Annotated in this window: 37 protein-coding genes; 1 reads left to right on the forward strand and 36 read right to left on the reverse strand. The window is 62.5% G+C overall.

The window, feature by feature from the left end:
- Positions 1-132: 132 nt before the first annotated feature.
- Positions 133-1131, forward strand: a complete 999-nt coding sequence (gene hemB / locus WS92_RS27365) for a porphobilinogen synthase (protein ID WP_009913842.1) — start codon at positions 133-135, stop codon at positions 1129-1131.
- 166 nt (positions 1132-1297) lie between these two features.
- Here the strand turns inward: hemB and dsbD are convergent, their stop codons facing one another.
- From dsbD to recQ, 36 genes are all read right to left on the reverse strand, one after another.
- Positions 1298-3178, reverse strand: a complete 1881-nt coding sequence (gene dsbD, locus WS92_RS27370; protein WP_059929088.1) for a protein-disulfide reductase DsbD — start codon at positions 3176-3178, stop codon at positions 1298-1300.
- Positions 3171-3497 carry a divalent-cation tolerance protein CutA gene (cutA, locus tag WS92_RS27375; protein WP_015600360.1) on the reverse strand — a complete coding sequence of 109 codons (327 nt, stop codon included), beginning with the start codon at positions 3495-3497 and terminating at the stop codon, positions 3171-3173. Before cutA ends, dsbD begins: the two co-directional genes overlap by 8 nt.
- Positions 3498-3655: 158 nt before the next feature.
- Entirely contained in the window at positions 3656-4051 is a 396-nt protein-coding gene (gene rplQ, locus WS92_RS27380; protein ID WP_004197924.1) for a 50S ribosomal protein L17, read from the reverse strand.
- A gap of 140 nt (positions 4052-4191) precedes the next feature.
- On the reverse strand, positions 4192-5169 hold the full coding sequence (gene rpoA / locus WS92_RS27385; protein WP_009888441.1) for a DNA-directed RNA polymerase subunit alpha: 978 nt from the start codon (positions 5167-5169) through the stop codon (positions 4192-4194).
- 127 nt (positions 5170-5296) lie between these two features.
- Complete coding sequence (gene rpsD, locus WS92_RS27390; RefSeq protein WP_009913846.1) at positions 5297-5920, reverse strand: 30S ribosomal protein S4; 624 nt, start codon at positions 5918-5920, stop codon at positions 5297-5299.
- A gap of 150 nt (positions 5921-6070) precedes the next feature.
- Complete coding sequence (gene rpsK / locus WS92_RS27395; protein WP_004197937.1) at positions 6071-6472, reverse strand: 30S ribosomal protein S11; 402 nt, start codon at positions 6470-6472, stop codon at positions 6071-6073.
- A gap of 23 nt (positions 6473-6495) precedes the next feature.
- The gene (gene rpsM / locus WS92_RS27400) at positions 6496-6861 is read right to left on the reverse strand and encodes a 30S ribosomal protein S13 (RefSeq protein ID WP_004197938.1); all 366 of its coding nucleotides are present in this window, start codon (positions 6859-6861) and stop codon (positions 6496-6498) included.
- Positions 6862-6899: 38 nt separating this feature from the next.
- The gene (rpmJ, locus tag WS92_RS27405; RefSeq protein WP_004199844.1) at positions 6900-7016 is read right to left on the reverse strand and encodes a 50S ribosomal protein L36; all 117 of its coding nucleotides are present in this window, start codon (positions 7014-7016) and stop codon (positions 6900-6902) included.
- 20 nt (positions 7017-7036) lie between these two features.
- On the reverse strand, positions 7037-7255 hold the full coding sequence (gene infA / locus WS92_RS27410; protein WP_004521905.1) for a translation initiation factor IF-1: 219 nt from the start codon (positions 7253-7255) through the stop codon (positions 7037-7039).
- Between the two features lie 9 nt (positions 7256-7264).
- The gene (secY, locus tag WS92_RS27415; protein WP_006029294.1) at positions 7265-8611 is read right to left on the reverse strand and encodes a preprotein translocase subunit SecY; all 1347 of its coding nucleotides are present in this window, start codon (positions 8609-8611) and stop codon (positions 7265-7267) included.
- A gap of 44 nt (positions 8612-8655) precedes the next feature.
- Positions 8656-9090, reverse strand: a complete 435-nt coding sequence (rplO, locus tag WS92_RS27420) for a 50S ribosomal protein L15 (RefSeq protein WP_006029293.1) — start codon at positions 9088-9090, stop codon at positions 8656-8658.
- A 28-nt stretch (positions 9091-9118) separates the two neighbouring features.
- Positions 9119-9301, reverse strand: coding sequence for a 50S ribosomal protein L30 (rpmD, locus tag WS92_RS27425; protein WP_004202755.1), 183 nt, complete (start codon positions 9299-9301; stop codon positions 9119-9121).
- A 15-nt stretch (positions 9302-9316) separates the two neighbouring features.
- Entirely contained in the window at positions 9317-9835 is a 519-nt protein-coding gene (gene rpsE, locus WS92_RS27430; protein ID WP_004197945.1) for a 30S ribosomal protein S5, read from the reverse strand.
- Positions 9836-9848: 13 nt separating this feature from the next.
- A complete protein-coding gene (gene rplR / locus WS92_RS27435) occupies positions 9849-10214 on the reverse strand; it encodes a 50S ribosomal protein L18 (RefSeq protein WP_004197946.1) in 366 nt (121 codons plus the stop codon).
- 12 nt (positions 10215-10226) lie between these two features.
- Entirely contained in the window at positions 10227-10757 is a 531-nt protein-coding gene (gene rplF, locus WS92_RS27440; RefSeq protein ID WP_006029292.1) for a 50S ribosomal protein L6, read from the reverse strand.
- Between the two features lie 18 nt (positions 10758-10775).
- Positions 10776-11171: a 30S ribosomal protein S8 gene (gene rpsH / locus WS92_RS27445; protein WP_004185153.1), complete on the reverse strand. Its 396-nt coding sequence runs from the start codon at positions 11169-11171 to the stop codon at positions 10776-10778.
- A 14-nt stretch (positions 11172-11185) separates the two neighbouring features.
- A complete protein-coding gene (gene rpsN, locus WS92_RS27450) occupies positions 11186-11491 on the reverse strand; it encodes a 30S ribosomal protein S14 (protein ID WP_004197948.1) in 306 nt (101 codons plus the stop codon).
- Positions 11492-11498: 7 nt separating this feature from the next.
- Positions 11499-12038 (reverse strand): 50S ribosomal protein L5, encoded by a 540-nt coding sequence (rplE, locus tag WS92_RS27455; protein WP_006029291.1) that lies wholly within the window; start codon positions 12036-12038, stop codon positions 11499-11501.
- Positions 12039-12055: 17 nt separating this feature from the next.
- Positions 12056-12364 (reverse strand): 50S ribosomal protein L24, encoded by a 309-nt coding sequence (gene rplX / locus WS92_RS27460; RefSeq protein ID WP_006029290.1) that lies wholly within the window; start codon positions 12362-12364, stop codon positions 12056-12058.
- Positions 12365-12373: 9 nt separating this feature from the next.
- A complete protein-coding gene (gene rplN / locus WS92_RS27465) occupies positions 12374-12742 on the reverse strand; it encodes a 50S ribosomal protein L14 (RefSeq protein ID WP_004197951.1) in 369 nt (122 codons plus the stop codon).
- A 309-nt stretch (positions 12743-13051) separates the two neighbouring features.
- Positions 13052-13324, reverse strand: a complete 273-nt coding sequence (rpsQ, locus tag WS92_RS27470; protein WP_004201274.1) for a 30S ribosomal protein S17 — start codon at positions 13322-13324, stop codon at positions 13052-13054.
- Positions 13321-13515: a 50S ribosomal protein L29 gene (gene rpmC, locus WS92_RS27475; protein ID WP_004199856.1), complete on the reverse strand. Its 195-nt coding sequence runs from the start codon at positions 13513-13515 to the stop codon at positions 13321-13323. Before rpmC ends, rpsQ begins: the two co-directional genes overlap by 4 nt.
- 9 nt (positions 13516-13524) lie before the next feature.
- Positions 13525-13941 carry a 50S ribosomal protein L16 gene (gene rplP / locus WS92_RS27480; protein WP_006029288.1) on the reverse strand — a complete coding sequence of 139 codons (417 nt, stop codon included), beginning with the start codon at positions 13939-13941 and terminating at the stop codon, positions 13525-13527.
- Between the two features lie 2 nt (positions 13942-13943).
- Positions 13944-14744, reverse strand: coding sequence for a 30S ribosomal protein S3 (gene rpsC, locus WS92_RS27485; protein ID WP_009906433.1), 801 nt, complete (start codon positions 14742-14744; stop codon positions 13944-13946).
- Between the two features lie 11 nt (positions 14745-14755).
- Positions 14756-15085, reverse strand: coding sequence for a 50S ribosomal protein L22 (rplV, locus tag WS92_RS27490; RefSeq protein WP_004199272.1), 330 nt, complete (start codon positions 15083-15085; stop codon positions 14756-14758).
- A gap of 12 nt (positions 15086-15097) precedes the next feature.
- The gene (rpsS, locus tag WS92_RS27495; RefSeq protein ID WP_004199273.1) at positions 15098-15373 is read right to left on the reverse strand and encodes a 30S ribosomal protein S19; all 276 of its coding nucleotides are present in this window, start codon (positions 15371-15373) and stop codon (positions 15098-15100) included.
- 10 nt (positions 15374-15383) lie between these two features.
- Positions 15384-16211 (reverse strand): 50S ribosomal protein L2, encoded by an 828-nt coding sequence (gene rplB, locus WS92_RS27500; RefSeq protein ID WP_009687195.1) that lies wholly within the window; start codon positions 16209-16211, stop codon positions 15384-15386.
- A gap of 2 nt (positions 16212-16213) precedes the next feature.
- Positions 16214-16528, reverse strand: coding sequence for a 50S ribosomal protein L23 (rplW, locus tag WS92_RS27505; protein ID WP_004199275.1), 315 nt, complete (start codon positions 16526-16528; stop codon positions 16214-16216).
- Positions 16525-17145, reverse strand: a complete 621-nt coding sequence (gene rplD, locus WS92_RS27510) for a 50S ribosomal protein L4 (RefSeq protein ID WP_006029285.1) — start codon at positions 17143-17145, stop codon at positions 16525-16527. The genes rplW and rplD overlap by 4 nt, the downstream gene beginning before the upstream one ends.
- Complete coding sequence (gene rplC, locus WS92_RS27515; protein WP_009913851.1) at positions 17145-17804, reverse strand: 50S ribosomal protein L3; 660 nt, start codon at positions 17802-17804, stop codon at positions 17145-17147. Before rplC ends, rplD begins: the two co-directional genes overlap by 1 nt.
- 186 nt (positions 17805-17990) lie before the next feature.
- Positions 17991-18302, reverse strand: a complete 312-nt coding sequence (gene rpsJ / locus WS92_RS27520) for a 30S ribosomal protein S10 (RefSeq protein WP_004199280.1) — start codon at positions 18300-18302, stop codon at positions 17991-17993.
- A 152-nt stretch (positions 18303-18454) separates the two neighbouring features.
- Positions 18455-19645, reverse strand: a complete 1191-nt coding sequence (gene tuf, locus WS92_RS27525; protein WP_015601108.1) for an elongation factor Tu — start codon at positions 19643-19645, stop codon at positions 18455-18457.
- A gap of 41 nt (positions 19646-19686) precedes the next feature.
- Positions 19687-21789 (reverse strand): elongation factor G, encoded by a 2103-nt coding sequence (gene fusA / locus WS92_RS27530; protein WP_006029844.1) that lies wholly within the window; start codon positions 21787-21789, stop codon positions 19687-19689.
- A 121-nt stretch (positions 21790-21910) separates the two neighbouring features.
- On the reverse strand, positions 21911-22381 hold the full coding sequence (gene rpsG, locus WS92_RS27535) for a 30S ribosomal protein S7 (protein WP_004198359.1): 471 nt from the start codon (positions 22379-22381) through the stop codon (positions 21911-21913).
- A gap of 170 nt (positions 22382-22551) precedes the next feature.
- A complete protein-coding gene (gene rpsL, locus WS92_RS27540; protein WP_004521903.1) occupies positions 22552-22932 on the reverse strand; it encodes a 30S ribosomal protein S12 in 381 nt (126 codons plus the stop codon).
- A gap of 215 nt (positions 22933-23147) precedes the next feature.
- The gene (gene recQ / locus WS92_RS27545) at positions 23148-24995 is read right to left on the reverse strand and encodes a DNA helicase RecQ (RefSeq protein ID WP_006029842.1); all 1848 of its coding nucleotides are present in this window, start codon (positions 24993-24995) and stop codon (positions 23148-23150) included.
- Positions 24996-25094: the final 99 nt, after the last annotated feature.

A 25094-nucleotide genomic window follows, 5' to 3' on the forward strand; every position in this document is an offset into this window, starting at 1 on the left:
CCCGCTCAGGGAGGAGAAGCGGGGAGCATTACGCAGTGCGCTTTGCTCGATCGCTATCATATACCATTGTCTCAAAAGTTTACCGAAGGGAACTGTAAGGTTTCGTCGGACACCAATCCCAGCCATTCCGCCATGAGCATCCATCCCCTGCACCGCCCGCGCCGCATGCGTCGCGACGATTTCTCGCGCCGCCTGATGCGCGAAAATATCCTCACCACGAACGACCTGATCTATCCCGTGTTCGTCGTCGAAGGCACGAACGTGCGCCAGCCGGTGCCGTCGATGCCGGGCGTCGAGCGCGTGTCGGTTGATCTGCTGATGGGCGTCGCCGAGCAGTGTGTCGAGCTCGGCGTGCCGGTCCTGTCGCTCTTTCCGGCGATCGAGCCGTCGCTGAAGACGCCCGACGGCCGCGAGGCGACGAATCCCGAAGGGCTGATTCCGCGCGCGGTGCGCGAGCTGAAGCAGCGCTTCCCCGAGCTCGGCGTGCTGACCGACGTCGCGCTCGATCCGTACACGAGCCACGGCCAGGACGGCGTGCTCGACGAAGCCGGCTACGTGCTCAACGACGAGACGGTCGAGATCCTCGTCGAGCAGGCGCGCGCGCAGGCGGAAGCGGGCGTCGACATCGTCGCGCCGTCAGACATGATGGACGGGCGCATCGGCGCGGTGCGCGAGATGCTCGAGAGCGAAGGCCACATCTACACGCGGATCATGGCGTACTCGGCGAAGTATGCGTCCGCGTTCTACGGCCCGTTCCGCGACGCGGTCGGCTCCGCGTCGAATCTCGGCAAGGGCAACAAGATGACCTACCAGATGGATCCCTCGAACAGCGATGAGGCGTTGCGCGAAGTGCGCCTCGACATCGACGAGGGCGCGGACATGGTGATGGTGAAGCCCGGCATGCCGTATCTCGACATCGTGCGCCGCGTGAAGGACGAATTCCGCTTCCCGACCTACGTCTATCAGGTCAGCGGCGAATACGCGATGCTGAAGGCCGCCGCGCAGAACGGCTGGCTCGATCACGACAAGGTCGTGCTCGAATCGCTGCTCGCGTTCAAGCGCGCGGGCGCGGATGGCATTCTCACGTACTTCGCGCTCGATGCGGCGCGATTGCTGCGCGCGCAGAAGTAATCACGCCGGCATACGTTCCGCGAGCATCGCGGGGCGCGCCGCACGTGAAAGCGAAAACGGCGAGGCCCGAAGCCTCGCCGTCTTTATTTGCGCTCAATCGATTCGCCGCCGCGCAAACGCGCGCCGCACGTTCGCGCGCGGCATCGGCGGCGTCCGCGTCGCGCCGTCACGGCGCCGACAACGCGGTCGGCAACGACATCCGATCGAGACTGCGCAGGAAGCGATCGGCCGACTGATAGCCGACGACGCGCCCGCGCTCCTGCCCGTTCGAGTCGAACATGATGATGCCCGGCGGCCCAAACAGGCCGAAACGCTTCAGGAGCGCCTGCTCGTCGGGCGTGTTCGCGGTCACGTCCGCGCGCACGAGGCGCATCTGCGAAAACCGCGCGCCGACGCGCGCGTCGGTGAACGTCAGATGCTCCATCTCCTTGCAGCTCACGCACCAGTCCGCATAGAAGTCGAGCAGCACCGGCCGGGTCGACGTCTTCACGATCTCGTCGAGCTCGGCTATCGAGCGCACCGGCGCGAACGCCGGCCCTTCATACGCAGCCGCGCCGGCGTTGGCGACGCCGTTGCTCGGCGCCGCGCGCGCCGCGAGCACGGCAAGCGGGCGCAGCGGATCGGTCGAGCCCGCCGCGAGACCGACGAGAAGCGTCGCCGCCCAGATCGCGAGCGCGGCGCCGAGCCCGCGCCCGAGCCGGCGCCAGATCGACGACGAGCCCGAATGCGGCGTGAAGAGCCCGAGCGCAGCGGCGGCGATCAGCAGCCACAACGCGCCCAGACCGAGCTGCGACGCGGCGTTCAGCGCCGGCCAGACGATCCACAGCGCGGCGGCAAGCAACACGACGCCGAAAAATACCTTCACGCCGTCCATCCATGCGCCGGCGCGGGGCAGCAGCGTGCCTGCACCGATACCGATGACGAGAAGCGGCACGCCGAGGCCGATTCCCATCGAGAAGAGCGCGGCGCCGCCGAGGAATGCGTTGCCCGTATGTGCGATGAACGCGAGGACGGCAAAGAGCGGCGCGGTCATGCAGGCGCCGACGACGAGCGCGGACAGCGCGCCCATCGTCGCGACGGCCACGAAGCGTCCGCCCTTGCGGGGCCCGGTCGTCTGTGCGGCGCCGCTCTGCCAGCGCTGCGGCAGCGCGATGTCGATGCCGCCGATCAGCAGCAGCGCGAACACGGTGAGCAGCAGCGCGAACGCGCCGAGCACCCACGGATTCTGCAGCCACGCGCCGAGGCTCTGCCCGACGAGCGCGGCCGCGACGCCGAGCGCCGTATAAACGAGCGCCATGCCGATCACATAGGTGAGCGACAGCGCGAACGCGCGCGCGCGCGTCGCATGCGCGCCTTCGCCGACGATGATCGCCGACAGGATCGGGATCATCGGATACGAGCACGGCAACAGGCTCAGCACCACGCCGGCCACGAAATAGAGCGCGATGATCGTCAGGAATCCGTGGCCTTCGAGCAGCGAGCGCGCGTAGTCGGCGCTCGTCACGCGTTCGTACCAACTGCCGCCGTCGGCCGCGGGCGAATCGGCGCCTGCGGCCGCCGCGACGGGCGCCGCGTCCGCTGCGCCGAGCGCCGCGCCGTCGATTCGCGCGACATGCTCGGCGGGCGGATAGCAGATCCCTTCGTCCGCGCAGCCCTGCGACGTCACCGCGAGCTCGAACGGCCCCGACGCCTGCTTGATCGGCAGGTGGATCGTCAGATCGCCGCGGTAGGTTTCGACGTTCTTCTGGAACGTCGGATCGAACTTCACGTGCCCGGCCGGCAACTGCGGCTCGCCGAGCGTGGCCGAGCCGCTTTTCACCGCAAACGCGAAGCGCTCGCGATACATGTAATAGCCGTCGGCGATCTTGAAATGGATGTCGACTTGGCCCGGCACCTCGCTCGCGCTGAATTTGAACGCGACCGCGGGATCGAGGAAATCGTCCGCCGCGCGCGCCGCGAACGACGTGCCGAACAGCGCGCCGAGCATCGCGGCGACGGCGATCAGGAAGCGAAGGAACTGCGTGTGAGGCGGAATACGGTTAAACATGAAATAGACGCTGAGTTTCGGTGGCGACCCAATGGCCGTATGCGGCGGTCGCCGTCGCCTGCCACGAGACGATCTCCGGGACGTCGTACGGATGGTGCGACTGGATGTACCGCTCGAGCTCCAGCGCGCGCACCGCGCTCGTCTTGAACAACAACTGGATCTCGTCGGCCGTCTCGACCTTGCCCTGCCAATGGTAGCTCGAACGGATCGCGCCGAGCTCGGATACGCACGCGGCGAGCCGGGCCGACAGCGCGCCGTCCGCGAGCGCGCGGGCGACGGCGGCGTCGGGCACGGTCGTCAACATCATCACGATCACCATTCGCGCCTCCGCCTCGTCGTTCAAACGTCATATCGTATCGCACGTCGGGCAAGCGCGCGGTTCGCGCATCCGCGTCAATCCGACGCACGAAATCGATCAACGAAAAACAAAAAGGGCCAAGCATCGCTTGGCCCTTCGTGCTACGCGCGGGAAGACGCTTATTCGGCTTCCTGGACGTTTTCGGTCTCTTCGACTTCCGGACGGTCGAGCAGTTCGACGAGCGCCATCGGTGCGTTGTCGCCGACGCGGAAACCGAACTTCAGGATGCGCAGGTAGCCGCCCGGACGGTTCGCGAAGCGCGGGCCGAGGACGTCGAACAGCTTCGCGACGGAATCGCGATCGCGCAGGCGGTTGAACGCCAGGCGGCGGTTCGCGAGCGACGGCTTCTTGCCGAGCGTGATGAGGGGCTCGACGACCTTACGGAGTTCCTTCGCCTTCGGCAGCGTCGTCTTGATGACTTCGTGCTCGATCAGCGAGTTGGACATGTTGCGGAGCATAGCCAGACGGTGGCTGCTCGTGCGGTTCAGTTTCCGCAGACCATGACGGTGACGCATTTCAGTTTCCTTGATTCAAAGTTTTGATCCAGCTCTTCTATCGCGCGAGACGAGCAGGCGCACGGGCCGGTACGGAAAAAAGCAAGATGCGGATTTTAAAGGAAAATCCGCATCTTGACCAGTTACTGCAATAACCGGGATTACTTGTCGAGGCCAGCCGGCGGCCAGTTCTCGAGCTTCATGCCCAGCGTGAGACCGCGCGAAGCGAGCACTTCCTTGATCTCGTTGAGCGACTTGCGGCCGAGGTTCGGCGTCTTCAGCAACTCGTTTTCCGTGCGCTGGATCAGGTCGCCGATGTAGTAGATGTTCTCGGCCTTCAGGCAGTTCGCCGAACGGACGGTCAGCTCGAGGTCGTCGACCGGGCGCAACAGGATCGGATCGATCTGCGGCGCGCGCGACGGCGCTTCCGCGGCCGTTTCCGTGCCTTCCAGCGCCGCGAACACGGACAACTGGTCGACGAGGATGCGTGCCGACTGGCGGATCGCTTCTTCCGGCGTGATGACGCCGCTCGTTTCGATGTTCATCACGAGCTTGTCGAGGTCGGTGCGCTGTTCGACACGCGCGCTCTCGACCGCATAGCTCACGCGGCGAACCGGCGAAAACGATGCGTCGAGGACGATGCGGCCGATGATCTTCGCCGTTTCGTCGCCATAGCGGCGCACGTTGCCCGGCACATAGCCGCGGCCCTTCTCGACCTTGATCTGCACGTCGAGCTTGCCGCCCTTCGACAGATGCGCGATCACGTGATTCGGGTTGATGACTTCGCAATCGTGGGCCAGCTCGATATCGCCGGCCGTCACGACGCCTTCGCCTTCCTTGCGCAGCGTCACCGTGACTTCGTCGCGGTTATGCAGTTTGAACACCACGCCCTTCAGGTTCAGCAGCAGGTTGACGACGTCCTCTTGCACACCATCAAGCGTCGAATATTCGTGCACGACGCCGGCGATCGTCACTTCGGTCGGCGCGTAGCCGACCATCGACGACAGCAGCACACGGCGAAGCGCATTGCCCAAGGTGTGGCCGTAACCGCGTTCGAACGGCTCCATGACCACCTTCGCGTGGTTCTCGCCCAGCGATTCCACGGCGATGATCTTGGGTTTCAACAAACTGGTTTGCATAGGTTTTCCTTTTCAATACCCTCGGCTCGTTACACCGATAAGGCTGACCGGTAACAACCTGAAAATGAACAGCCGAGGTCCTGCCTTGCGGGACGCAATAAGCAGGTTACCTCGGCCATCAATCGGATTAACGCGAATACAATTCGACGATCAGGCTTTCGTTGATGTCGCCCGCGATGTCGGCGCGCTCCGGCATTTGCTTGAACGTGCCTTCGAACTTCTTCGCATCGACCGCAACCCAGCTCGGCATGCCGCCTTGCTCAGCCAGCGACAGCGCTTCGACGATACGCGCTTGCTTCTTCGCCTTTTCACGGATCGAGACCACGTCGCCGGCCTTCACTTGCTGCGACGGAATGTTCGCGACGATGCCGTTGACGGTGATCGCCTTGTGGCTCACGAGCTGGCGCGCTTCAGCGCGGGTCGAGCCGAAGCCCATGCGGTATACGACGTTGTCGAGACGCGACTCGAGCAGTTGCAGCAGGTTTTCACCCGTGTTGCCCTTGCGGCGGTCGGCTTCGGCGAAGTAGCGGCGGAACTGACGTTCGAGCACGCCGTAAATGCGCTTGACCTTCTGCTTTTCGCGCAATTGCGTGCCGTAGTCCGACGTGCGCGCACCCGAGATGCGGCCATGCTGACCGGGCTTGCTGTCGAGCTTGCACTTGTCGGCGAGCGAGCGGCGCGCGCTCTTCAGGAACAGATCGGTGCCTTCACGGCGGGACAGCTTGGCCTTAGGGCCGATATAACGTGCCACGTTGCATTCCTCTATCTATCGATCACGCGGATCGAGATCCGCGCTAGTCCGCACCCTTTGGGGCGAACGGTGGGCTTAGTCAATCAAATGCGCAACAAAAAGCGCGGCCCGTCGACGCAAAGCGGCGACAGGCAAGGCACCAACGCATCGTTAGATGCGGCGACGCTTCGGCGGACGGCAGCCGTTGTGCGGGATCGGCGTCACGTCGGAGATCGCCGTGATCTTGATGCCGAGGCCGTGCAGCGCGCGCACTGCCGACTCGCGGCCCGGGCCGGGACCCTTGATCCGCACTTCCAGATTCTTCACGCCATATTCCATCGCGACGCGGCCGGCCGACTCGGCAGCCACCTGTGCGGCGAACGGCGTCGACTTGCGCGAGCCCTTGAAGCCCTGGCCGCCCGACGTCGCCCACGCCAGCGCATTGCCTTGGCGATCGGTGATCGTGATGATCGTGTTGTTGAACGACGCATGAACGTGAACCACGCCTTCAGCGACGTTCTTCTTGACCTTTTTGCGAACGCGTTGCGCCGCGGTATTGGAAGCCTTAGCCATTACGTTTTCCTGTAACTGTCAGCTTATTTCTTCAGCGCTTGCGCTGCACGACGCGGACCCTTGCGGGTACGGGCGTTCGTACGCGTACGCTGGCCGCGCAGGGGCAGACCCTTGCGATGGCGGACGCCGCGGTAGCAGCCGAGATCCATCAGGCGCTTGATGTTCATCGTCACTTCACGGCGCAGATCGCCTTCGACGACAAACTTGCCCACTTCTTCACGCAGCTTTTCGAGGTCTGCGTCGGTCAGGTCCTTGACCTTCTTCGAAAACGCCACACCGGATGCCACGCAGATGCTGCGCGCGCGCGTGCGGCCGATACCGAAAATCGCCGTCAGGCCGATTTCGGTATGCTGGTGATTCGGGATGTTAACCCCTGCGATACGAGCCATTGTTTTTCCTCAAACAAAAAGCGCAAACAAACGCGCAGTCAGCCTTGGCGCTGCTTGTGACGCGGATCCGAGCTGCAGATCACGCGAACCACGCCTTTGCGCTTGATGATCTTGCAATTGCGGCAAATGCGCTTAACCGATGCCATCACTTTCATGATATTACCCTTTTTCCAAATCACTTCGCCCGGAACACGATCCGCGCACGAGACAGATCGTAAGGCGTCAATTCAACCGTCACCTTGTCGCCGGGAAGGATACGGATGTAGTGCATCCGCATCTTTCCGGAGATATGTCCCAATACGACATGGCCGTTTTCCAGCTTCACCCGGAAGGTCGCATTCGGAAGGTTTTCGATCACCTCACCCTGCATCTGGATTACATCGTCTTTGGCCATAAGTCCTTTTTAACGCATTGGGATGTTGCCGCCCTTGAAATTGGCTTTCTTGAGCAGCGACTCATACTGTTGCGACATAACGTACGACTGCACCTGCGCCATGAAGTCCATCGTGACGACGACAATGATCAGCAGCGACGTTCCACCAAAATAAAACGGCACGTTCCAGCGCAGCACCAGGAACTCCGGCAGCAGACACACGAAGACGATGTAGACCGCACCGGCCAGCGTGAGACGCGTGAGGATCCGGTCGATGTACCGCGCGGTCTGGTCGCCCGGACGGATGCCCGGCACGAACGCGCCGCTCTTCTTCAGGTTGTCTGCGGTTTCCCTGCTGTTGAACACCAGCGCGGTGTAGAAGAAGCAGAAAAACACGATTGCCAGCGTGTACAGCAGCACATAGACCGGCTGGCCCGGCTTCAGCGCTTCCGCGACGTTGTGCAGCGTGTCGGACAGCCATCCCTTGCGCTCGCCCGAGCTGAACCAGCTCAGGATCGTCGCCGGGAACAGGATGATCGACGATGCGAAGATCGGCGGAATCACGCCCGACATGTTCAGCTTCAGCGGCAGGTGGGACGACTGCCCGCCGTAGATCTTGTTGCCGACCTGGCGCTTCGCGTAGTTCACGAGGATCTTGCGCTGACCGCGTTCGATGAACACGACCAGGTAAGTCACCGCGGCAATCAGAACGACGATGATGATCGCCGAAATGATGCTCATCGAACCCGTGCGCACCAGTTCGAACAGCCCACCGACGGCATTCGGGAACCCTGCTGCGATCCCGCCGAAGATGATGATCGAAATGCCGTTGCCGAGACCGCGCTCGGTGATCTGCTCGCCGAGCCACATCAGGAACATCGTGCCCGTCACCAGCGTGACGACCGTCGTCAGACGGAACACCGCGCCCGGATCGGTCACGAGCCCCGGCTGGTTCTCCAGCGCGGCCGCGATGCCGAAAGCCTGGAACGTCGCGAGCACCACGGTGAAATACCGCGTGTACTGCGTGATCTTCCGCTGTCCGGCCTGCCCTTCCTTCTTCAGCGCCTCGAGCTGCGGCGACACGATCGCCATCAATTGCATGATGATCGACGCCGAGATGTACGGCATGATCCCCAGCGCGAAGATCGTGAAGCGCGACAGCGCGCCACCCGAGAACATGTTGAACATGCCCAGGATGCCGCCCGCCTGGCTCTGGAACAGCTTCGCCAGTTGATCCGGGTCGATGCCCGGCACCGGGATGTGCGCGCCGATGCGATAGACGATCAGCGCCAGCAGCAAGAACATTGCACGCCGGCGCAGATCGCCGAACTTCGCCGTGCTTCGACCGGGTTTTGCGAGACTCGGGCTGTTAGCCAAGTATCTTCTCCGATGCAAATGCTAGTGACGGCACGCGTTGCGTGTCACTCGGCAAACGAACCGCCGGCCGCTTCGATCGCGGCGCGCGCACCCTTCGTCGCACCGAGACCCTTGACGACGATCTTGCGCTTGATCTCGCCCGTCGCGATGATCTTCGCGCTCTTCGTCAGTTCGCCGACGAGGCCGGCTTGCTTCAGAGCGAGCAGATCGACTTCGTCGACCGGCAGCTTCTCGATGTCGCCAAGGCGCACTTCACCGACGAATTCCTTCGTCAGCGACGTGAAGCCGCGCTTCGGCAGACGACGCTGCAGCGGCATCTGACCGCCTTCGAAGCCGACCTTGTGGAAGCCGCCCGAACGCGATTTCTGACCCTTGTGACCACGGCCGGCCGTCTTACCGAGGCCGGAACCGATGCCGCGGCCAACGCGACGCTTCGCATGCTTCGCGCCTTCCGCCGGCTTCAGGTTATTCAATTCCATATCAACTCCTTGATCCGTAGTCGGCCGCTTAACCGATGACCTTGACAAGGTACGAGACCTTGTTGATCATCCCGCGCACCGCCGGCGTATCCTGCAGCTCGCTGACCGAGTTGAGACGGCGCAGACCCAGACCGCGCACGGTGGCGCGGTGCGATTCGCGGGTCCCAATCAGGCTCTTCACGAGCTGAACCTTGACAGTTTTTTCAGACATGGTGACCACCTGGGCTTAGCCCAAAATTTCTTCGACGGACTTGCCGCGCTTCGCCGCGATGTCAGCCGGGGTCGACTGCTTGCGCAGGCCGTCCAGCGTCGCACGAACGAGGTTGTACGGGTTCGTCGAGCCGTGGCTCTTCGCGACGACGTTCTGCACGCCCATCACGTCAAACACCGCGCGCATCGGGCCGCCGGCGATCACGCCGGTACCGTCCTTCGCCGGAGCGAGGAGGACCGTCGATGCGCCGTGCTTGCCGTGCACTTCGTGCTGCAGCGTACCGTTCTTCAGCGGCACCTTGAACATGTTGCGGCGGGCCTGCTCCATCGCCTTCTGAACAGCGACGGGCACTTCCTTCGCCTTGCCCTTGCCCATGCCGACGCGGCCATCGCCATCGCCGACCACGGTCAGCGCGGCGAAGCCGAGAATCCGGCCCCCCTTCACGACCTTGGTCACGCGATTGACCGAAATCATTTTTTCGCGAAGGCCGTCGTCGCGCTCGTCAGCCTGAACTTTCGCTTGCATCTTTGCCATGACGATTCCTTCCTTAGAACTTGAGCCCAGCTTCGCGAGCTGCCTCGGCCAGCGCCTTCACGCGGCCGTGGTAGCGGAAGCCCGAGCGGTCGAAGGCGACGGATTCGATGCCGGCGGCCTTGGCCTTCTCGGCGATACGCTTGCCGATCAGCGTGGCGGCGGCGACGTTGCCGCCCTTGCCCGACTTGTCGGCGAGCTGCGCACGAACTTCGGCTTCGAGCGTCGACGCGCTGGCCAGCACCTTGGTGCCGCAGGGCGAGAACACCTGTGCGTAGATGTGCGTGTTCGTGCGATGCACGGCGAGACGCGCGACCTGCAACTCGGCGATCTTGATACGCGTCTGGCGAGCGCGGCGCAGGCGAGATTGAGTCTTATCCATGATTGCGCACCCTTACTTCTTCTTCGTTTCTTTGAGGATCACAACCTCGTCGGCATAGCGCACGCCCTTGCCCTTGTAAGGCTCGGGCGGACGGTAGCCGCGGACTTCCGCAGCCACTTGGCCGACTTTCTGCTTGTCGATCCCCTTGATCACGATTTCGGTTTGCGTCGGGGTTTCAGCCTTGATGCCTTCCGGCATCTGGTGCACCACCGGGTGCGAGAAACCCAGCGACAGGTTCAGCTTGTCGCCTTGCGCCTGCGCACGATAACCGACGCCCACCAGCGTCAGCTTGCGCTCGAAACCCTTGGTCACGCCGTGCACGGCATTCGCGATGATCGCGCGCATCGTGCCCGACAGTGCATTTGCTTCGCGGCTGTCGTCGACCGGCGACAGATTCAGCGTGCCGTCGTTGTTCGCCACGTTCACGAGCGGATTGACCGCTTGCGTGATGGTGCCCAGCGGGCCCTTGACGATGATCGCACCGTCGGCCAGCTTGACTTCCGCGCCTTGCAGCGCGATCGGGCTCTTACCTACTCGAGACATGTTCCTCTCTCCTTTCGGTTAAGCGACGTAGCAGATGACTTCGCCGCCGACGCCCGTAGCGCGCGCCTTGCGGTCGGTCATCACGCCCTTCGGCGTCGACACGATAGCCACACCGAGGCCATTCATGACCTGCGGAATCTCGTTGCGGCCGCGGTACACGCGCAGGCCCGGCTTCGACACGCGCTCGAGGCGCTCGATGACCGGACGGCCTGCGTAGTACTTCAGCGCAATGTTCAGTTCGGCCTTCGCGCCATCCGCCTTCACGGCGAAATCGTCGATATAGCCTTCGTCCTTCAGGACCTGCGCGATCGCAACCTTGACCTTCGACGAGGGCATCGACACCGAAACCTTCTCGACCATCTGCGCGTTGCGGATGCGAGTCAGCATATCGGCGATAGGATCACTCATGCTCATTTATGTTTCTCCTATTACCAGCTCGCCTTGGTCAGGCCAGGAATCTCGCCACGGAATGCGATTTCACGAATCTTGTTGCGCGCGAGGCCGAACTTGCGGAACGTGCCGCGCGGACGGCCCGTGATCGCGCAGCGGTTACGCTTGCGGGTCGGGTTCGCGTTGCGGGGCAGTTGTTGCAGTTCCAGGCGAGCGGCGTAACGCTCTTCGTCGGACTTGCTCGCGTCGTCGATGATCGCCTTCAGTTCAGCACGCTTCGGAGCGTACTTTTGCGCAAGGCGAGCGCGCTTCTTTTCACGTTCGATCAGTGCCAGTTTAGCCACGGTAACCTCAGTTTCTGAACGGGAACTTGAAGCTGGCGAGCAGAGCCTTCGCTTCGTCGTCGGTCTTCGCAGTCGTCGTGATGCTGATGTTCAGCCCACGCAGCGCGTCGATCTTGTCGTAATCGATTTCGGGGAAAATGATCTGCTCTTTCACACCGATGTTGTAGTTGCCGCGACCGTCGAAAGCACGGCCCGACACGCCGCGGAAGTCGCGCACGCGGGGCAGGGCAACCGTCACGAAACGATCGAGGAATTCGTACATCGCACGGCCGCGCAGCGTGACCATCGCGCCGATCGGATAGCCCTGGCGAATCTTGAAGCCCGCGATTGCCTTGCGAGCCTTCGTCACGACGGGCTTCTGGCCCGCGATCTTCGTCAGATCGCCGACGGCGTTCTCGATGACCTTCTTGTCGGCGACCGCTTCGCCAAGACCCATGTTCAGGGTGATCTTGGTGATGCGCGGCACTTCCATGACCGACTTGTAGCCGAACTTCTCGATCAGGCCGGGAACAACCTTCTCTTTGTAAAACTCTTGAAAACGTGCCATTTTTCTACTCCGCAGCGTCAGGCGCCCAGCACGGCACCGGTCGTCTTCAGGAAGCGAACCTTCTTGCCATCCTCGACCTTGATGCCAACACGCGAAGCCTTGCCGTTCGCGTCGACCAGTGCGACGTTCGAAATATGCAGCGGCATCGTCTTCGCTTCCACGCCGCCCGTCGTACCCTTCATCGGGTTCGGCTTCACATGCTTCTTGACGAGGTTGATGCCCTCGACCGTCACATGCTCGGCGCCCACGGCCAGCACGACACCGCGCTTGCCCTTGTCCTTGCCGGTGATGACGATCACTTCGTCACCCTTGCGAATCTTGTTCATCGCGACTCCTTACAGCACTTCCGGCGCCAGCGACACGATCTTCATGAATCGTTCGCTACGCAGCTCACGCGTGACCGGCCCGAAGATACGGGTGCCGATCGGCTCGAGCTTGTTATTCAAAAGCACAGCGGCGTTGCCGTCGAACTTGATCAGCGAGCCGTCTTGACGACGAACGCCCTTGGCGGTGCGGACCACCACGGCGTTGTAGATTTCGCCTTTCTTCACGCGCCCGCGCGGCGTTGCCTCTTTGACGCTCACCTTGATGATGTCGCCAATGCTGGCATAACGACGCTTCGAGCCGCCGAGCACCTTGATGCACATGACTTCACGCGCACCCGTGTTGTCGGCCACTTCAAGCCGAGATTCGGTCTGGATCATGGTTTGTCTTTCCCAACTTAATCCGGATACGCCACCATGGCGCATACGGTCAGTCTTGGTCCCGTCAGCCAATCGGCTGCTTGGGTTGGAACAGCAGCGACGGCTAACGAAACCCGCCATCGCAAATCGGTGAATCCTTCGGAGCAGGCCTGACGCCCGTCCGCTTCCCCCACCAGTTACTTCGCCCGCGACGGGGCTCCCATAAAGAGGGAAGACCGGGATTATAACAAACAATCCCGGTCACGCAAGCAAAAACTTTGCGATTTCAAGTACTTCACCTGCTGAAGCACTTTTTACTGCCGGTCCCGCTTAGATCACGCGGGCTGCCTCGACGAGACGCGACACCGCCCAGGCCTTCGTCTTCGAAACAGGACGGGTTTCCTGAATTTCGACGAGATCGCCTTCGTTGTAGGTGTTCGCTTCATCGTGCGCGTGGTACTTCTTCGAACGCACGACATACTTGCCGTAGATCGGGTGCTTGACGCGGTGCTCGACCAGCACGGTGACGGTCTTGTCCATCTTGTTGCTGACGACCTTACCGACGAGCGTCCGCTTCAGCGAGGTTTTCACGCTATCGTTCATTTCTGGTTCGCCTTCTGAGTCAGGACGGTCCGCACACGCGCGATATCGCGACGAACCTTCTTCAACTGGCTCGTGTTCGTGAGCTGCTGGGTCGCGAGTTGCATGCGCAGGCCGAATTGCGCCTTCAACAGGTCCGACAGCTCCTTGTTGAGCGCGGCCTGATCTTTCTGGAGAAGTTCGGAAGCCTTCATGTTTTCTCCTTAGGCGCCGAGCTGACGCACGATGAACGTCGTCTTCAGCGGCAGCTTCGCTGCGGCCAGACGGAACGCCTCACGCGCCAGTTCTTCGGTTACGCCATCCATTTCATACAGCATCTTGCCCGGCTGAATCTCGGCGACGTAGTACTCAGGGTTACCCTTACCGTTACCCATCCGCACTTCGGCCGGCTTCTGCGAAATCGGCTTGTCCGGGAAGATGCGAATCCAGATGCGGCCGCCGCGCTTGATGTGACGCGTCATCGCACGACGCGCCGCCTCGATCTGACGCGCGGTCAGACGGCCGCGACCGACAGCCTTCAGGCCGAACTCACCGAACGACACGGCGTTGCCGCGCGTGGCGATACCGGTGTTACGCCCCTTCTGCTCTTTGCGATACTTCCTGCGTTTCGGTTGCAGCATCGTTATTCTCCAGTCTTGCCGTCTTCCGGCTTGCCGGCGCCACGGCGCGGACCGCCACGGCGAGCGCCCGGAGCGCCGCCTTCGCCGTCACGGCGCGGACGACGGTCGCCCGGACGCGCATTGCGACGCGGACGCTTGTCTTCGGTCACTTCCTCGACCACCGGCGCATCGTTGCGGCCGAGCGTGTCGCCCTTGTACACCCACACCTTGACGCCGATGACACCGTACGTCGTCTTCGCTTCCGAAGTCGCGTAATCGATGTCGGCGCGCAGCGTGTGCAGCGGCACGCGGCCTTCGCGGTACCACTCGGTACGCGCGATTTCGATGCCGTTCAGACGGCCTGCGCTCATGATCTTGATGCCCTGGGCACCCAGACGCATCGCGTTCTGCATCGCGCGCTTCATCGCGCGGCGGAACATGATCCGGCGCTCGAGCTGCTGCGTGATCGAATCGGCGATCAGTTGCGCATCGGTTTCCGGCTTGCGGATCTCTTCGATGTTGACGTGAACCGGCACGCCCATGCGGCGTTGCAGTTCCGTCTTCAGCAGCTCGATATCCTCGCCCTTCTTGCCGATGACGACGCCCGGACGCGAGCTGAAAATCGTGATGCGTGCGTTCTTCGCCGGACGCTCGATGACGACGCGGCCGACCGAAGCGTTCTTCAGCTTCTTCTTCAGATACTCACGAACACCGATGTCTTCCTGCAGCATCGCCGCGAAATTGTTGTTGTTCGCGTACCAGCGCGAAGCCCAATTACGGCTGACAGCCAGGCGGAAGCCAGTCGGATGAATTTTCTGTCCCATCGTATGGCTCCTTAATTCCCGACCGTCACAGTGATGTGACAGGATTGCTTCTCGATGCGGTTGCCGCGGCCTTTCGCGCGCGCGGTGAAACGCTTGAGCGACGCGGCCTTGTCGACGTAGATGCTCTTGATCTTGAGCTCGTCGATATCGGCGCCTTCGTTGTGCTCCGCATTCGCGATCGCCGACAGCACGACCTTCTTCACGATGCCAGCCGCCTTCTTCGGCGAGAACGTCAGAACGTTCAGCGCCTTGTCGACCGGCAAACCGCGGATCTGGTCAGCCACAAGGCGCGTCTTCTGCGCCGAGATGCGGGCACCGCGATGAATTGCTTTCACTTCCATCTTGATAGCCCCTTATTTCTTGGCCTTCTTGTCGGCCGCGTGACCCTTGAACGTACGGGTCAGTGCGAACTCGCCAAGCTTGTGGCCGACCATGTTTTCCGAGATGTACACCGGAACGTGTTGACGGCCGTTGTGCACAGCGATCGTCAGACCGATGAAATCCGGGAGGATCGTCGAGCGACGCGACCAGGTCTTGATCGGCTTCTTGTCGCGCGAAGCTGCAGCCGCCTCAACTTTCTTCAGCAAATGGGCGTCGCAGAACGGACCTTTTTTAACAGAACGTGCCATTGCCTACTCCTTAACGCTTGTGACGGCGCTGGACGATCATCGTCGTCGTGCGCTTGTTGCGACGCGTACGGAAGCCCTTCGTCGGCGTGCCCCACGGGCTCACCGGGTCGCGGCCCGCAGCAGTACGGCCCTCACCACCACCATGCGGGTGGTCGATCGGGTTCATTGCGACGCCACGCACCGTCGGGCGGATACCGCGCCAGCGGTTCGCACCGGCCTTGCCGATCTGGCGCAGGCTGTGCTCTTCGTTACCGACTTCGCCGATCGTCGCGCGGCACTCGATATGCACGCGGCGGATTTCGCCCGAACGCAGACGAACCTGCGCGTAGACGCCTTCGCGCGCCAGCAGCATTGCCGACGTACCGGCCGAACGCGCCATTTGCGCGCCCTTGCCCGGCAGCATTTCGATGCAGTGGATCGTCGTGCCGACCGGAATGTTGCGGATCGGCAGCGTGTTGCCTGCGCGGATCGGCGCTTCCGAGCCCGACATGAGCTGCTGGCCCACCGTCACGCCCTTCGGCGCGATGATGTAGCGGCGCTCGCCATCTGCGTACAGCACCAGCGCGATGTTCGCGCTGCGGTTCGGGTCGTACTCGAGACGCTCGACCTTCGCCGGAATGCCGTCCTTCGTGCGACGGAAATCGATCACGCGGTAGTGCTGCTTGTGACCGCCACCCTGGTGACGCGTCGTGATGCGACCGTTGTTGTTGCGACCGGCCTTGGAGCTCTGCGTGTCGAGCAGCGCGGCGTGCGGCTTGCCCTTGTGCAGGTCCTTGTTGACGATCTTGACCATCGCGCGGCGACCCGGCGACGTCGGCTTGACTTTGACGATTGCCATGATTACTTGGCCTCCGCTTCAAAGTTGATTTCCTGGCCGGGCTTCAGGCAGACATATGCCTTCTTCACGTCCTTGCGACGGCCCATCGAACGGCCGAAACGCTTCTGCTTGCCCTTCTGGACCAGCACGTTGACGGAATCAACTTCAACCTTGAACAGCAGCTCGACAGCCGCCTTCACTTCCTGCTTCGTGGCATCCGGCGCGACTTCGAACACGACTTGCTCGTTCTTGTCGGCAACCAGCGTCGCCTTTTCGGAGATCACCGGTGCGAGCAGGACCTGCATCAAACGATGATCGTTCTTGCGAATCTCGCTCATGACAGCAACTCCTCGATCTGGGCGACCGCAGCCTTCGTGACCAGCACTTTCTTGAAGTAGATCAGCGACAGCGGGTCAGCGTAGCGCGGCTCGACAACCGCCACGTGGGGCAGGTTGCGCGACGCGAGGTACAGGTTTTCGTCGACCGTGTCGGTGATGACGAGCACGGATTCGAGACCCATGGCCTTGAACTTGTCGGCCAGCAGCTTGGTCTTCGGCGCTTCGAGAACGATGTCCTCGACGACCGACAGACGGCCTTCGCGGGCCAACTGCGAGAAGATCGAGCAGAGACCTGCGCGATGCATCTTCTTGTTGACCTTGTGCGAGAAGTTTTCGTCCGGCGAGTTCGGGAAAATCCGACCACCGCCACGCCACAGCGGGCTCGACGACATACCGGCACGAGCGCGGCCCGTACCCTTCTGGCGCCACGGCTTCTTCGTCGTGTGCTTGACTTGCTCGCGATCCTTCTGAGCGCGGTTGCCCTGGCGAGCGTTCGCCTGGTAAGCAACGACGACCTGGTGGATCAGCGCTTCATTGTAGTCACGGCCGAACACGACGTCCGACGCATTGACCACCGCACCTTCCTGACCATTCGAATTCAGGAGCTTGAGTTCCATTATTTCGCCCCCTTCACGGCACGCGTCTTCACGGCCGGCGTCACGAAAACCTTGCCGCCCTTCGCACCCGGAACTGCGCCCTTGACGAGCAGCAGCTTGCGGTCGGCGTCGATGCGAGCGATTTCGAGGTTCTGAACCGTCACCGTCTCGTCACCCATGTGACCCGTCATGCGCTTGCCCGGAAACACGCGACCCGGATCCTGCGCCATACCGATCGAGCCCGGCACGTTGTGCGAGCGCGAGTTACCGTGCGACGCACGGCCGGAACCGAAGTTGTAGCGCTTGATCGTGCCCGCGTAGCCCTTACCGATCGACACGCCTTGCACGTCGACCTTCTGGCCCACTTCGAACAGATCCGGACCGATCACGGCGCCGTTCGACAACTCGGCGGCCTTGTCGGCTGCGATGCGGAATTCCTTGAGGATTTCACCGGCCTGGACACCGGCTTTGGCGAGATGACCTGCCAGCGGCTTCGTCACGCGCGATGCGCGGCGGGAGCCGAATGCAACCTGCACGGCCGTGTAGCCGTCGGTTTCAACAGTCTTGATCTGCGTCACGCGGTTGTCCGACACGTCGAGCACGGTGACGGGGATCGAATCCCCTTCCGCCGTGAAGATACGGGTCATGCCAACCTTGCGACCTACGAGTCCAAGGCTCATCGTTTTCTCCATTCCCGACTGCGATTGGTCGGGGCTAATTTACAAAACGCCGCAACCTGAAGAGACTCAGGCCGACGGCTTTTTACGCAAATACGCGAAAAGCCTAACATTATAGCGAGGCCCCTCGTTTTCTGCAAGCAATCAAAGACTTAGCGCCACCCGGCAAGCCGGACGGCGCTGGAAGCCTTACTGCAGCTTGATTTCCACGTCGACGCCGGCCGGCAGGTCGAGCTTCATCAGCGCGTCGACCGTCTTGTCGGTCGGATCGACGATGTCCATCAGGCGCTGGTGGGTGCGGATTTCGAGCTGGTCGCGCGACGTCTTGTTGACGTGCGGCGAACGCAGGATGTCAAAACGCTGGATGCGCGTCGGCAGCGGCACCGGGCCACGGACGATTGCGCCAGTCCGCTTCGCGGTATCGACGATTTCGGCAGCCGATTGATCGATCAGACGATAGTCGAAAGCCTTCAGGCGAATGCGGATTTTCTGTTGCTGCATGACAATTCCTTGAAAAGAGCGAGGCGGTGTTGCGCCGCCAGATCAGATAAAGAACGTGGGACCGGGCGCCTGCGGAGAGCAAGGCACCCGGTCCCGATCGATACTTCTACTGCCAAATGACAAATTCTACACGAATCCGGAGACCGTCGATATTACTCGATGATCTTGGCGACGACGCCGGCGCCGACGGTACGGCCGCCTTCACGGATGGCGAAGCGCAGACCTTCTTCCATCGCGATCGGCGCAATCAGCTTCACCGTGATCGACACGTTGTCGCCCGGCATCACCATTTCCTTGTCCTTCGGCAGCTCGATCGAGCCCGTCACGTCCGTCGTGCGGAAGTAGAACTGCGGACGGTAGTTGTTGAAGAACGGCGTGTGACGGCCGCCTTCGTCCTTGCTCAGCACGTACACTTCAGCCGTGAAGTGCGTGTGCGGCGTGATCGAACCCGGCTTCGCCAGCACCTGGCCGCGCTCCACGTCTTCGCGCTTCGTGCCGCGCAGCAGGATACCGACGTTGTCGCCCGCCTGACCCTGGTCCAGCAGCTTGCGGAACATTTCCACGCCCGTGCAGGTCGTCTTCGCCGTCGGCTTGATGCCGACGATTTCGATTTCCTCACCGACCTTGATCACGCCACGCTCGACGCGCCCCGTCACCACCGTGCCGCGACCCGAGATCGAGAACACGTCTTCCACCGGCATCAGGAACGCACCGTCGACCGCGCGCTCCGGCGTCGGGATGTACGTGTCCAGCGCGTCCGCCAGGTTCATGATCGCCACTTCGCCCAGCTCGCCCTTGTCGCCTTCCAGCGCCAGCTTCGCCGAACCCTTGATGATCGGCGTGTCGTCGCCCGGGAAGTCATACTTCGACAGCAGTTCGCGCACTTCCATTTCGACCAGCTCGAGCAGCTCGGCGTCGTCCACCATGTCGCACTTGTTCAGGAACACGATGATGTACGGCACGCCGACCTGACGCGCCAGCAGGATGTGCTCACGCGTTTGCGGCATCGGGCCGTCCGCGGCCGAGCACACCAGGATCGCGCCGTCCATCTGCGCGGCGCCCGTGATCATGTTCTTCACGTAGTCGGCGTGGCCCGGGCAGTCGACGTGCGCGTAGTGGCGGTTCGCCGTTTCGTACTCGATGTGCGCCGTGTTGATCGTGATGCCGCGCGCCTTTTCTTCCGGCGCCGCGTCGATTTCGTCGTACTTCTTCGCCTCGCCGCCGAACTTCGCCGACAGCACCGTCGCGATCGCTGCCGTCAGCGTCGTCTTGCCGTGGTCAACGTGACCAATCGTACCAACGTTCACGTGCGGCTTGGTCCGCTCAAACTTCTCTTTTGCCATGATTCTCTTCTTTCAAAAAATAATCAGTTGGTAGATGCAGCTTACTTCGACTTCGCGCTGATGATCGCGTCGGCAACGTTCTTCGGAGCTTCGGCGTAGTGCTTGAACTCCATCGTGTACGTTGCACGGCCTTGCGTCAGCGAACGCAGCGACGTCGAATAGCCGAACATTTCCGACAGCGGCACTTCCGCGCGAACGATCTTGCCACCGCCGACCATGTCTTCCATGCCCTGAACGATGCCGCGACGGCCCGACAGGTCGCCCATCACGTTGCCCATGTAGTCTTCCGGCGTTTCGACTTCGACCGCCATCATCGGCTCGAGCACCACCGGATTCGCACGGCGCATCGCTTCCTTGAACGCCATCGAACCGGCCATGCGGAACGCGTTTTCGTTCGAGTCGACGTCGTGGTACGAACCGAACGTCAGGTGAACCTTCACGTCGACGACCGGGAAGCCCGCCAGCACGCCCGCCTTCAGCGTGTCCTGGATGCCCTTGTCGACGGCCGGGATGTACTCGCGCGGAATCACGCCGCCCTTGATCTCGTCGAAGAACTCGTAGCCCTTGCCCTGCTCGTTCGGCTCGAGCGTGATGACCGCATGGCCGTACTGGCCGCGACCACCCGACTGCTTGACGAACTTGCCGTCGACGTCCTTCGCCGTCGAGCGGATCGTTTCGCGGTACGCGACCTGCGGCTTGCCGACGGTCGCTTCCACGCCGAATTCACGCTTCATCCGGTCGACCAGAATTTCGAGATGGAGCTCGCCCATGCCCGAAATGATCGTCTGGCCCGACTCTTCGTCGGTCTGCACGCGGAACGACGGATCTTCCTGCGCGAGACGGTTCAGCGCGAGGCCCATCTTTTCCTGGTCGGCCTTCGTCTTCGGCTCGACGGCCTGCGAGATCACCGGCTCCGGGAACACCATGCGCTCAAGCACGATCGGATGCGCCGGATCGCACAGCGTGTCGCCCGTGGTCGCCTCCTTCAGGCCGACCGCGGCGGCGATGTCGCCCGCACGAACTTCCTTGATTTCTTCACGCTGGTTCGCATGCATCTGCAGAATACGGCCGAGGCGCTCTTTCTTGCCCTTGGTCGAGTTCAGCAGCGTGTCGCCCGAATTCACGACGCCCGAATACACACGGAAGAAGATCAACTGGCCGACGAACGGGTCGGTCATGATCTTGAACGCGAGCGACGAGAACTTTTCTTCGTCGGAAGCACGGCGCTCGGCCGCTTCGCCGCTTTCGAGCTCGCCCTTGACGGGCGGGATATCGACCGGCGACGGCAGGAAGTCGATCACGGCGTCGAGCATGCGCTGCACGCCCTTGTTCTTGAACGCGGTACCGCACAGCATCGGCTGGATTTCGCACGCGATCGTACGGTCGCGCAGCGCCTTGACGATGTCGGCTTCCGGCAGATCGCCTTCTTCCAGGTACTTGTTCATCAGGTCTTCGCTGGCTTCCGCCGCCGCTTCGACCATCTTTTCACGCCATTCCTGGCAGGTGTCGGCGAGCTCGGCCGGGATGTCGACGTAGTCGAACTTCGTGCCTTGCGACGCTTCGTCCCAAATGATCGCCTTCATCTTCAGCAGGTCGACGACGCCCTTGAAGTTCTCTTCCGCGCCGATCGGCACCACGACCGGAACAGGATTCGCCTTCAGACGCAGCTTGAGCTGGTCGTAGACCTTGAAGAAGTTCGCGCCAGTACGGTCCATCTTGTTGACGAACGCGAGACGCGGCACCTTGTACTTGTTCGCCTGACGCCACACCGTTTCCGACTGCGGCTGCACGCCGCCCACCGCGCAGTACACCATGCACGCGCCGTCGAGCACGCGCATCGAGCGCTCGACTTCGATCGTGAAGTCGACGTGGCCCGGGGTGTCGATGATGTTGATGCGGTGTTCCGGGTAGTTGTTGCCCATGCCCTTCCAGAACGCCGTGGTAGCAGCGGACGTGATCGTGATGCCACGCTCCTGTTCCTGCTCCATCCAGTCCATCGTCGCTGCGCCGTCGTGAACTTCACCGATCTTGTGGTTCACGCCGGTGTAAAACAGAATGCGCTCGGTCGTCGTCGTCTTGCCGGCGTCGATGTGAGCGCTAATACCGATGTTGCGGTAGCGCTCGATAGGAGTCTTACGAGCCACTTTGATCCTCTATTGGTTGGCACGATGCGACCCTTGTCGCAGCGCGCCTCAACACAAACGGGCGAGGCGCTCGAAAAAGCGCACCCGCCCGGAATTTTTCCGCTAAAGCCCAGCCTGGCGCTTAGAAACGGAAGTGCGAGAACGCACGGTTGGCTTCCGCCATCCGGTGAACTTCGTCGCGCTTCTTCATCGCGCCGCCGCGGCCTTCAGCCGCTTCGGAGAGTTCACCAGCAAGGCGAAGCGCCATCGACTTCTCGCTACGCTTCTTCGCAGCCTCGCGCAACCAGCGCATCGCCAATGCCATACGACGCGACGGGCGCACTTCGACCGGAACCTGATAGTTCGCACCACCAACGCGACGGCTCTTCACTTCGACCACCGGCTTCACGTTGTTGAGCGCGACCGTGAACACTTCCAGCGGGTCCTTGCCACCCTTGGTCTGGATTTGTTCGAATGCGCCATAAACGATGCGCTCAGCCACCGACTTCTTGCCGGACAGCATCAGCATGTTCATGAACTTGGCTACATCCACGTTGCCGTACTTCGGATCCGGCAACACTTCCCGCTTGGGGACTTCGCGACGACGCGGCATGATTCTTCCTTTACCTGTTCAGTTGGAGCTCGAAAGCCCCGCGGCCACCAACTAACCCGATCACATCTGCTCGACTAACCAGCTTGGCCGGGTGACCACTTACTCGACAGCACCGGCAATCCGGCACCACCGCCTTAACCGCCCGAAGGCGATCTCCATTCAGAGGCAGCTTACTTCGCAGCCTTCGCACGCTTCGCGCCGTACTTCGAGCGAGCCTGCTTACGGTCCTTGACGCCCTGCGTATCCAGCGAGCCGCGAACCATGTGGTAACGCACACCCGGCAAGTCCTTCACACGGCCGCCGCGGATCAGCACAACCGAGTGCTCCTGCAGGTTGTGGCCTTCACCGCCGATGTACGAAATCACTTCGAAGCCGTTCGTCAGACGAACCTTGGCAACCTTACGGAGTGCCGAGTTCGGCTTCTTCGGCGTCGTCGTGTACACACGGGTGCACACGCCGCGACGCTGGGGGCAGTCCTGCAAGGCCGGGCTCTTGCTCTTCGTCGTTTCCGACGCACGGCCTTTGCGAACCAGTTGATTGATGGTTGGCATTGTTTATTCCTGAAATTGACCAAAATCGACACGCCGAACTCGGGCAAAGCGAAATCCGACGTGCGTGACGCTCCGGAACGCGTGCGCGACGCCCGGGCTTGCGCCCAGGAACCAACCCACCAAGAACCGGAACCCGGCATGATATTCCAAAAATCCCAAGCGAGTCAACAGCTTGCGTGATTTTTGGTGCCAGAATCTGAAGGCGAGCGGCCCTGTCAGGCCGCTTCGACGACCTCGAGAATCTCGTCGCCGAAGCGATCGAGCTTGCGCGCGCCGATTCCGGGGATATGGCGCAGATCGTCGATCGATTCCGGCGCGTTGCGCGCGATCTCCGCGAGCGTCGCGTCGTGGAAGATCACGTATGCGGGCACGCCGTCGCTCTTCGCCGTTTCCGCGCGCCACGCGCGCAGGCGCTCCCAGCACGCGCGCTCACGCGCGCTCATGCCGGTCGTCGGATCGACGCGCGCGCCACTACGGCCGGACGACTGTCGAGTGCGCGCCGGCTTCACGTAGCGGCGCAGCGTGACCTTCTCCTCGCCCTTGAGCACCGGCTTGCTCGCTTCCGTCAGCACGAGCGCGCCGAAGCCGCCGTGGTCGACGGCCAGATAGCCGAACGCGACGAGTTGCCGGAAGATCGCGCGCCATTCGGCTTCGGACAATTCGGCACCGATGCCGAACGTGCTGAGACTATCGTGGCCGCGCTGCTGGACCTTCTCGGTACGCGCGCCGCGCAGCACTTCGATCAGATGGCTCGCGCCGAAATTGAAGCCGCTCGCGCGCTGCGCGCGGAATACGCACGACAGCGCCATCTGCGCCTCGCGCGTCGCGTCCCATGTCGCCGGCGGCTCGAGGCAGGTGTCGCAATTGCCGCACGGGCCGCTCGTCTCGCCGAAATACGCGAGGAGGCGCACCCGGCGGCACGACGCCGTCTCGCACAGCCCGAGCAGCGCGTCGAGCTTCGACGTCTGAACTCGCTTGTGCGTGTCGTCGGCCTCCGATTCGTCGATCATCTTGCGCTGCTGCACGACGTCGCCGAGCCCGTACGCCATCCATGCGTTCGCCGGCAGGCCGTCGCGGCCCGCGCGCCCGGTCTCCTGGTAGTAGCCTTCGACGCTCTTCGGCAGATCCAGGTGCGCGACGAAGCGCACGTCCGGCTTGTCGATGCCCATGCCGAACGCGATCGTCGCGCACATCACGACCCCTTCTTCGCGCTGGAACATCTCCTGGTGCTTCTGCCGGATCTCGAACTCCATTCCCGCGTGATACGGCAGCGCGCGAACCCCTTGCGCCTTCAGCCATTCGGCCGTCTCCTCGACCTTGCGGCGCGACAGGCAGTAGACGACGCCCGCGTCGGTCGTGCCGTCCGCATTCGTATGCTCCGCGCGAATGAAGTCGAGCAATTGCGAGCGCGCGTTGTCCTTTTCGACGATCCGGTAGCGGATGTTCGGCCGATCGAAGCTCGACACGAAAATTCGCGCGTCGTCGAGCGCGAGACGATGGACGATCTCGTCGCGCGTGATCGCGTCGGCGGTCGCGGTCAGCGCGATTCGCGGCACGTCCGGGAAGCGCTCGTGCAGCACCGACAACTGGATGTACTCGGGCCGGAAATCGTGCCCCCACTGCGACACGCAGTGCGCCTCGTCGATCGCGAAGAGGCCGATGCGCGCGCGCTCGAGCAGATCGAGGAAGCGCGGCGTCATCAGCCGTTCGGGCGCGACGTAGAGCAGATCGATGTCGCCGTCGCGCAACGCGCGTTCGGTCGCGGCCGCCTCGGCGCCCGACAGCGTCGAGTTCAAATACGCGGCGCGCACGCCGACTTCGGACAGCGCGGCGACCTGATCCTGCATCAGCGCGATGAGCGGCGACACGACGATGCCCGCGCCGCGGCCCGCCTCGCTGCGCACGAGCGCCGGGATCTGGTAGCAGAGCGACTTGCCGCCGCCCGTGGGCATCAGCACGAGACAATCGCCGCCCGCCGCAACGTGCTCGACGATCTCGCCCTGTTGACCTCGGAAGGCGGGATAGCCGAAGACTTCGTTGAGAATTTCGAGCGCGCGGGACATGGATCTGGAGATGGATGGACTGCGAAAAGAGCCGGTGAGCGGAATTTTACCAACGTCGCCGCCGCGAAAGGTGGACGAAGGTCGCACGTTGTCCGTTCG

The organism is Burkholderia sp. MSMB1588, assembly GCF_001546925.1.
Lineage (GTDB): Bacteria > Pseudomonadota > Gammaproteobacteria > Burkholderiales > Burkholderiaceae > Burkholderia > Burkholderia humptydooensis.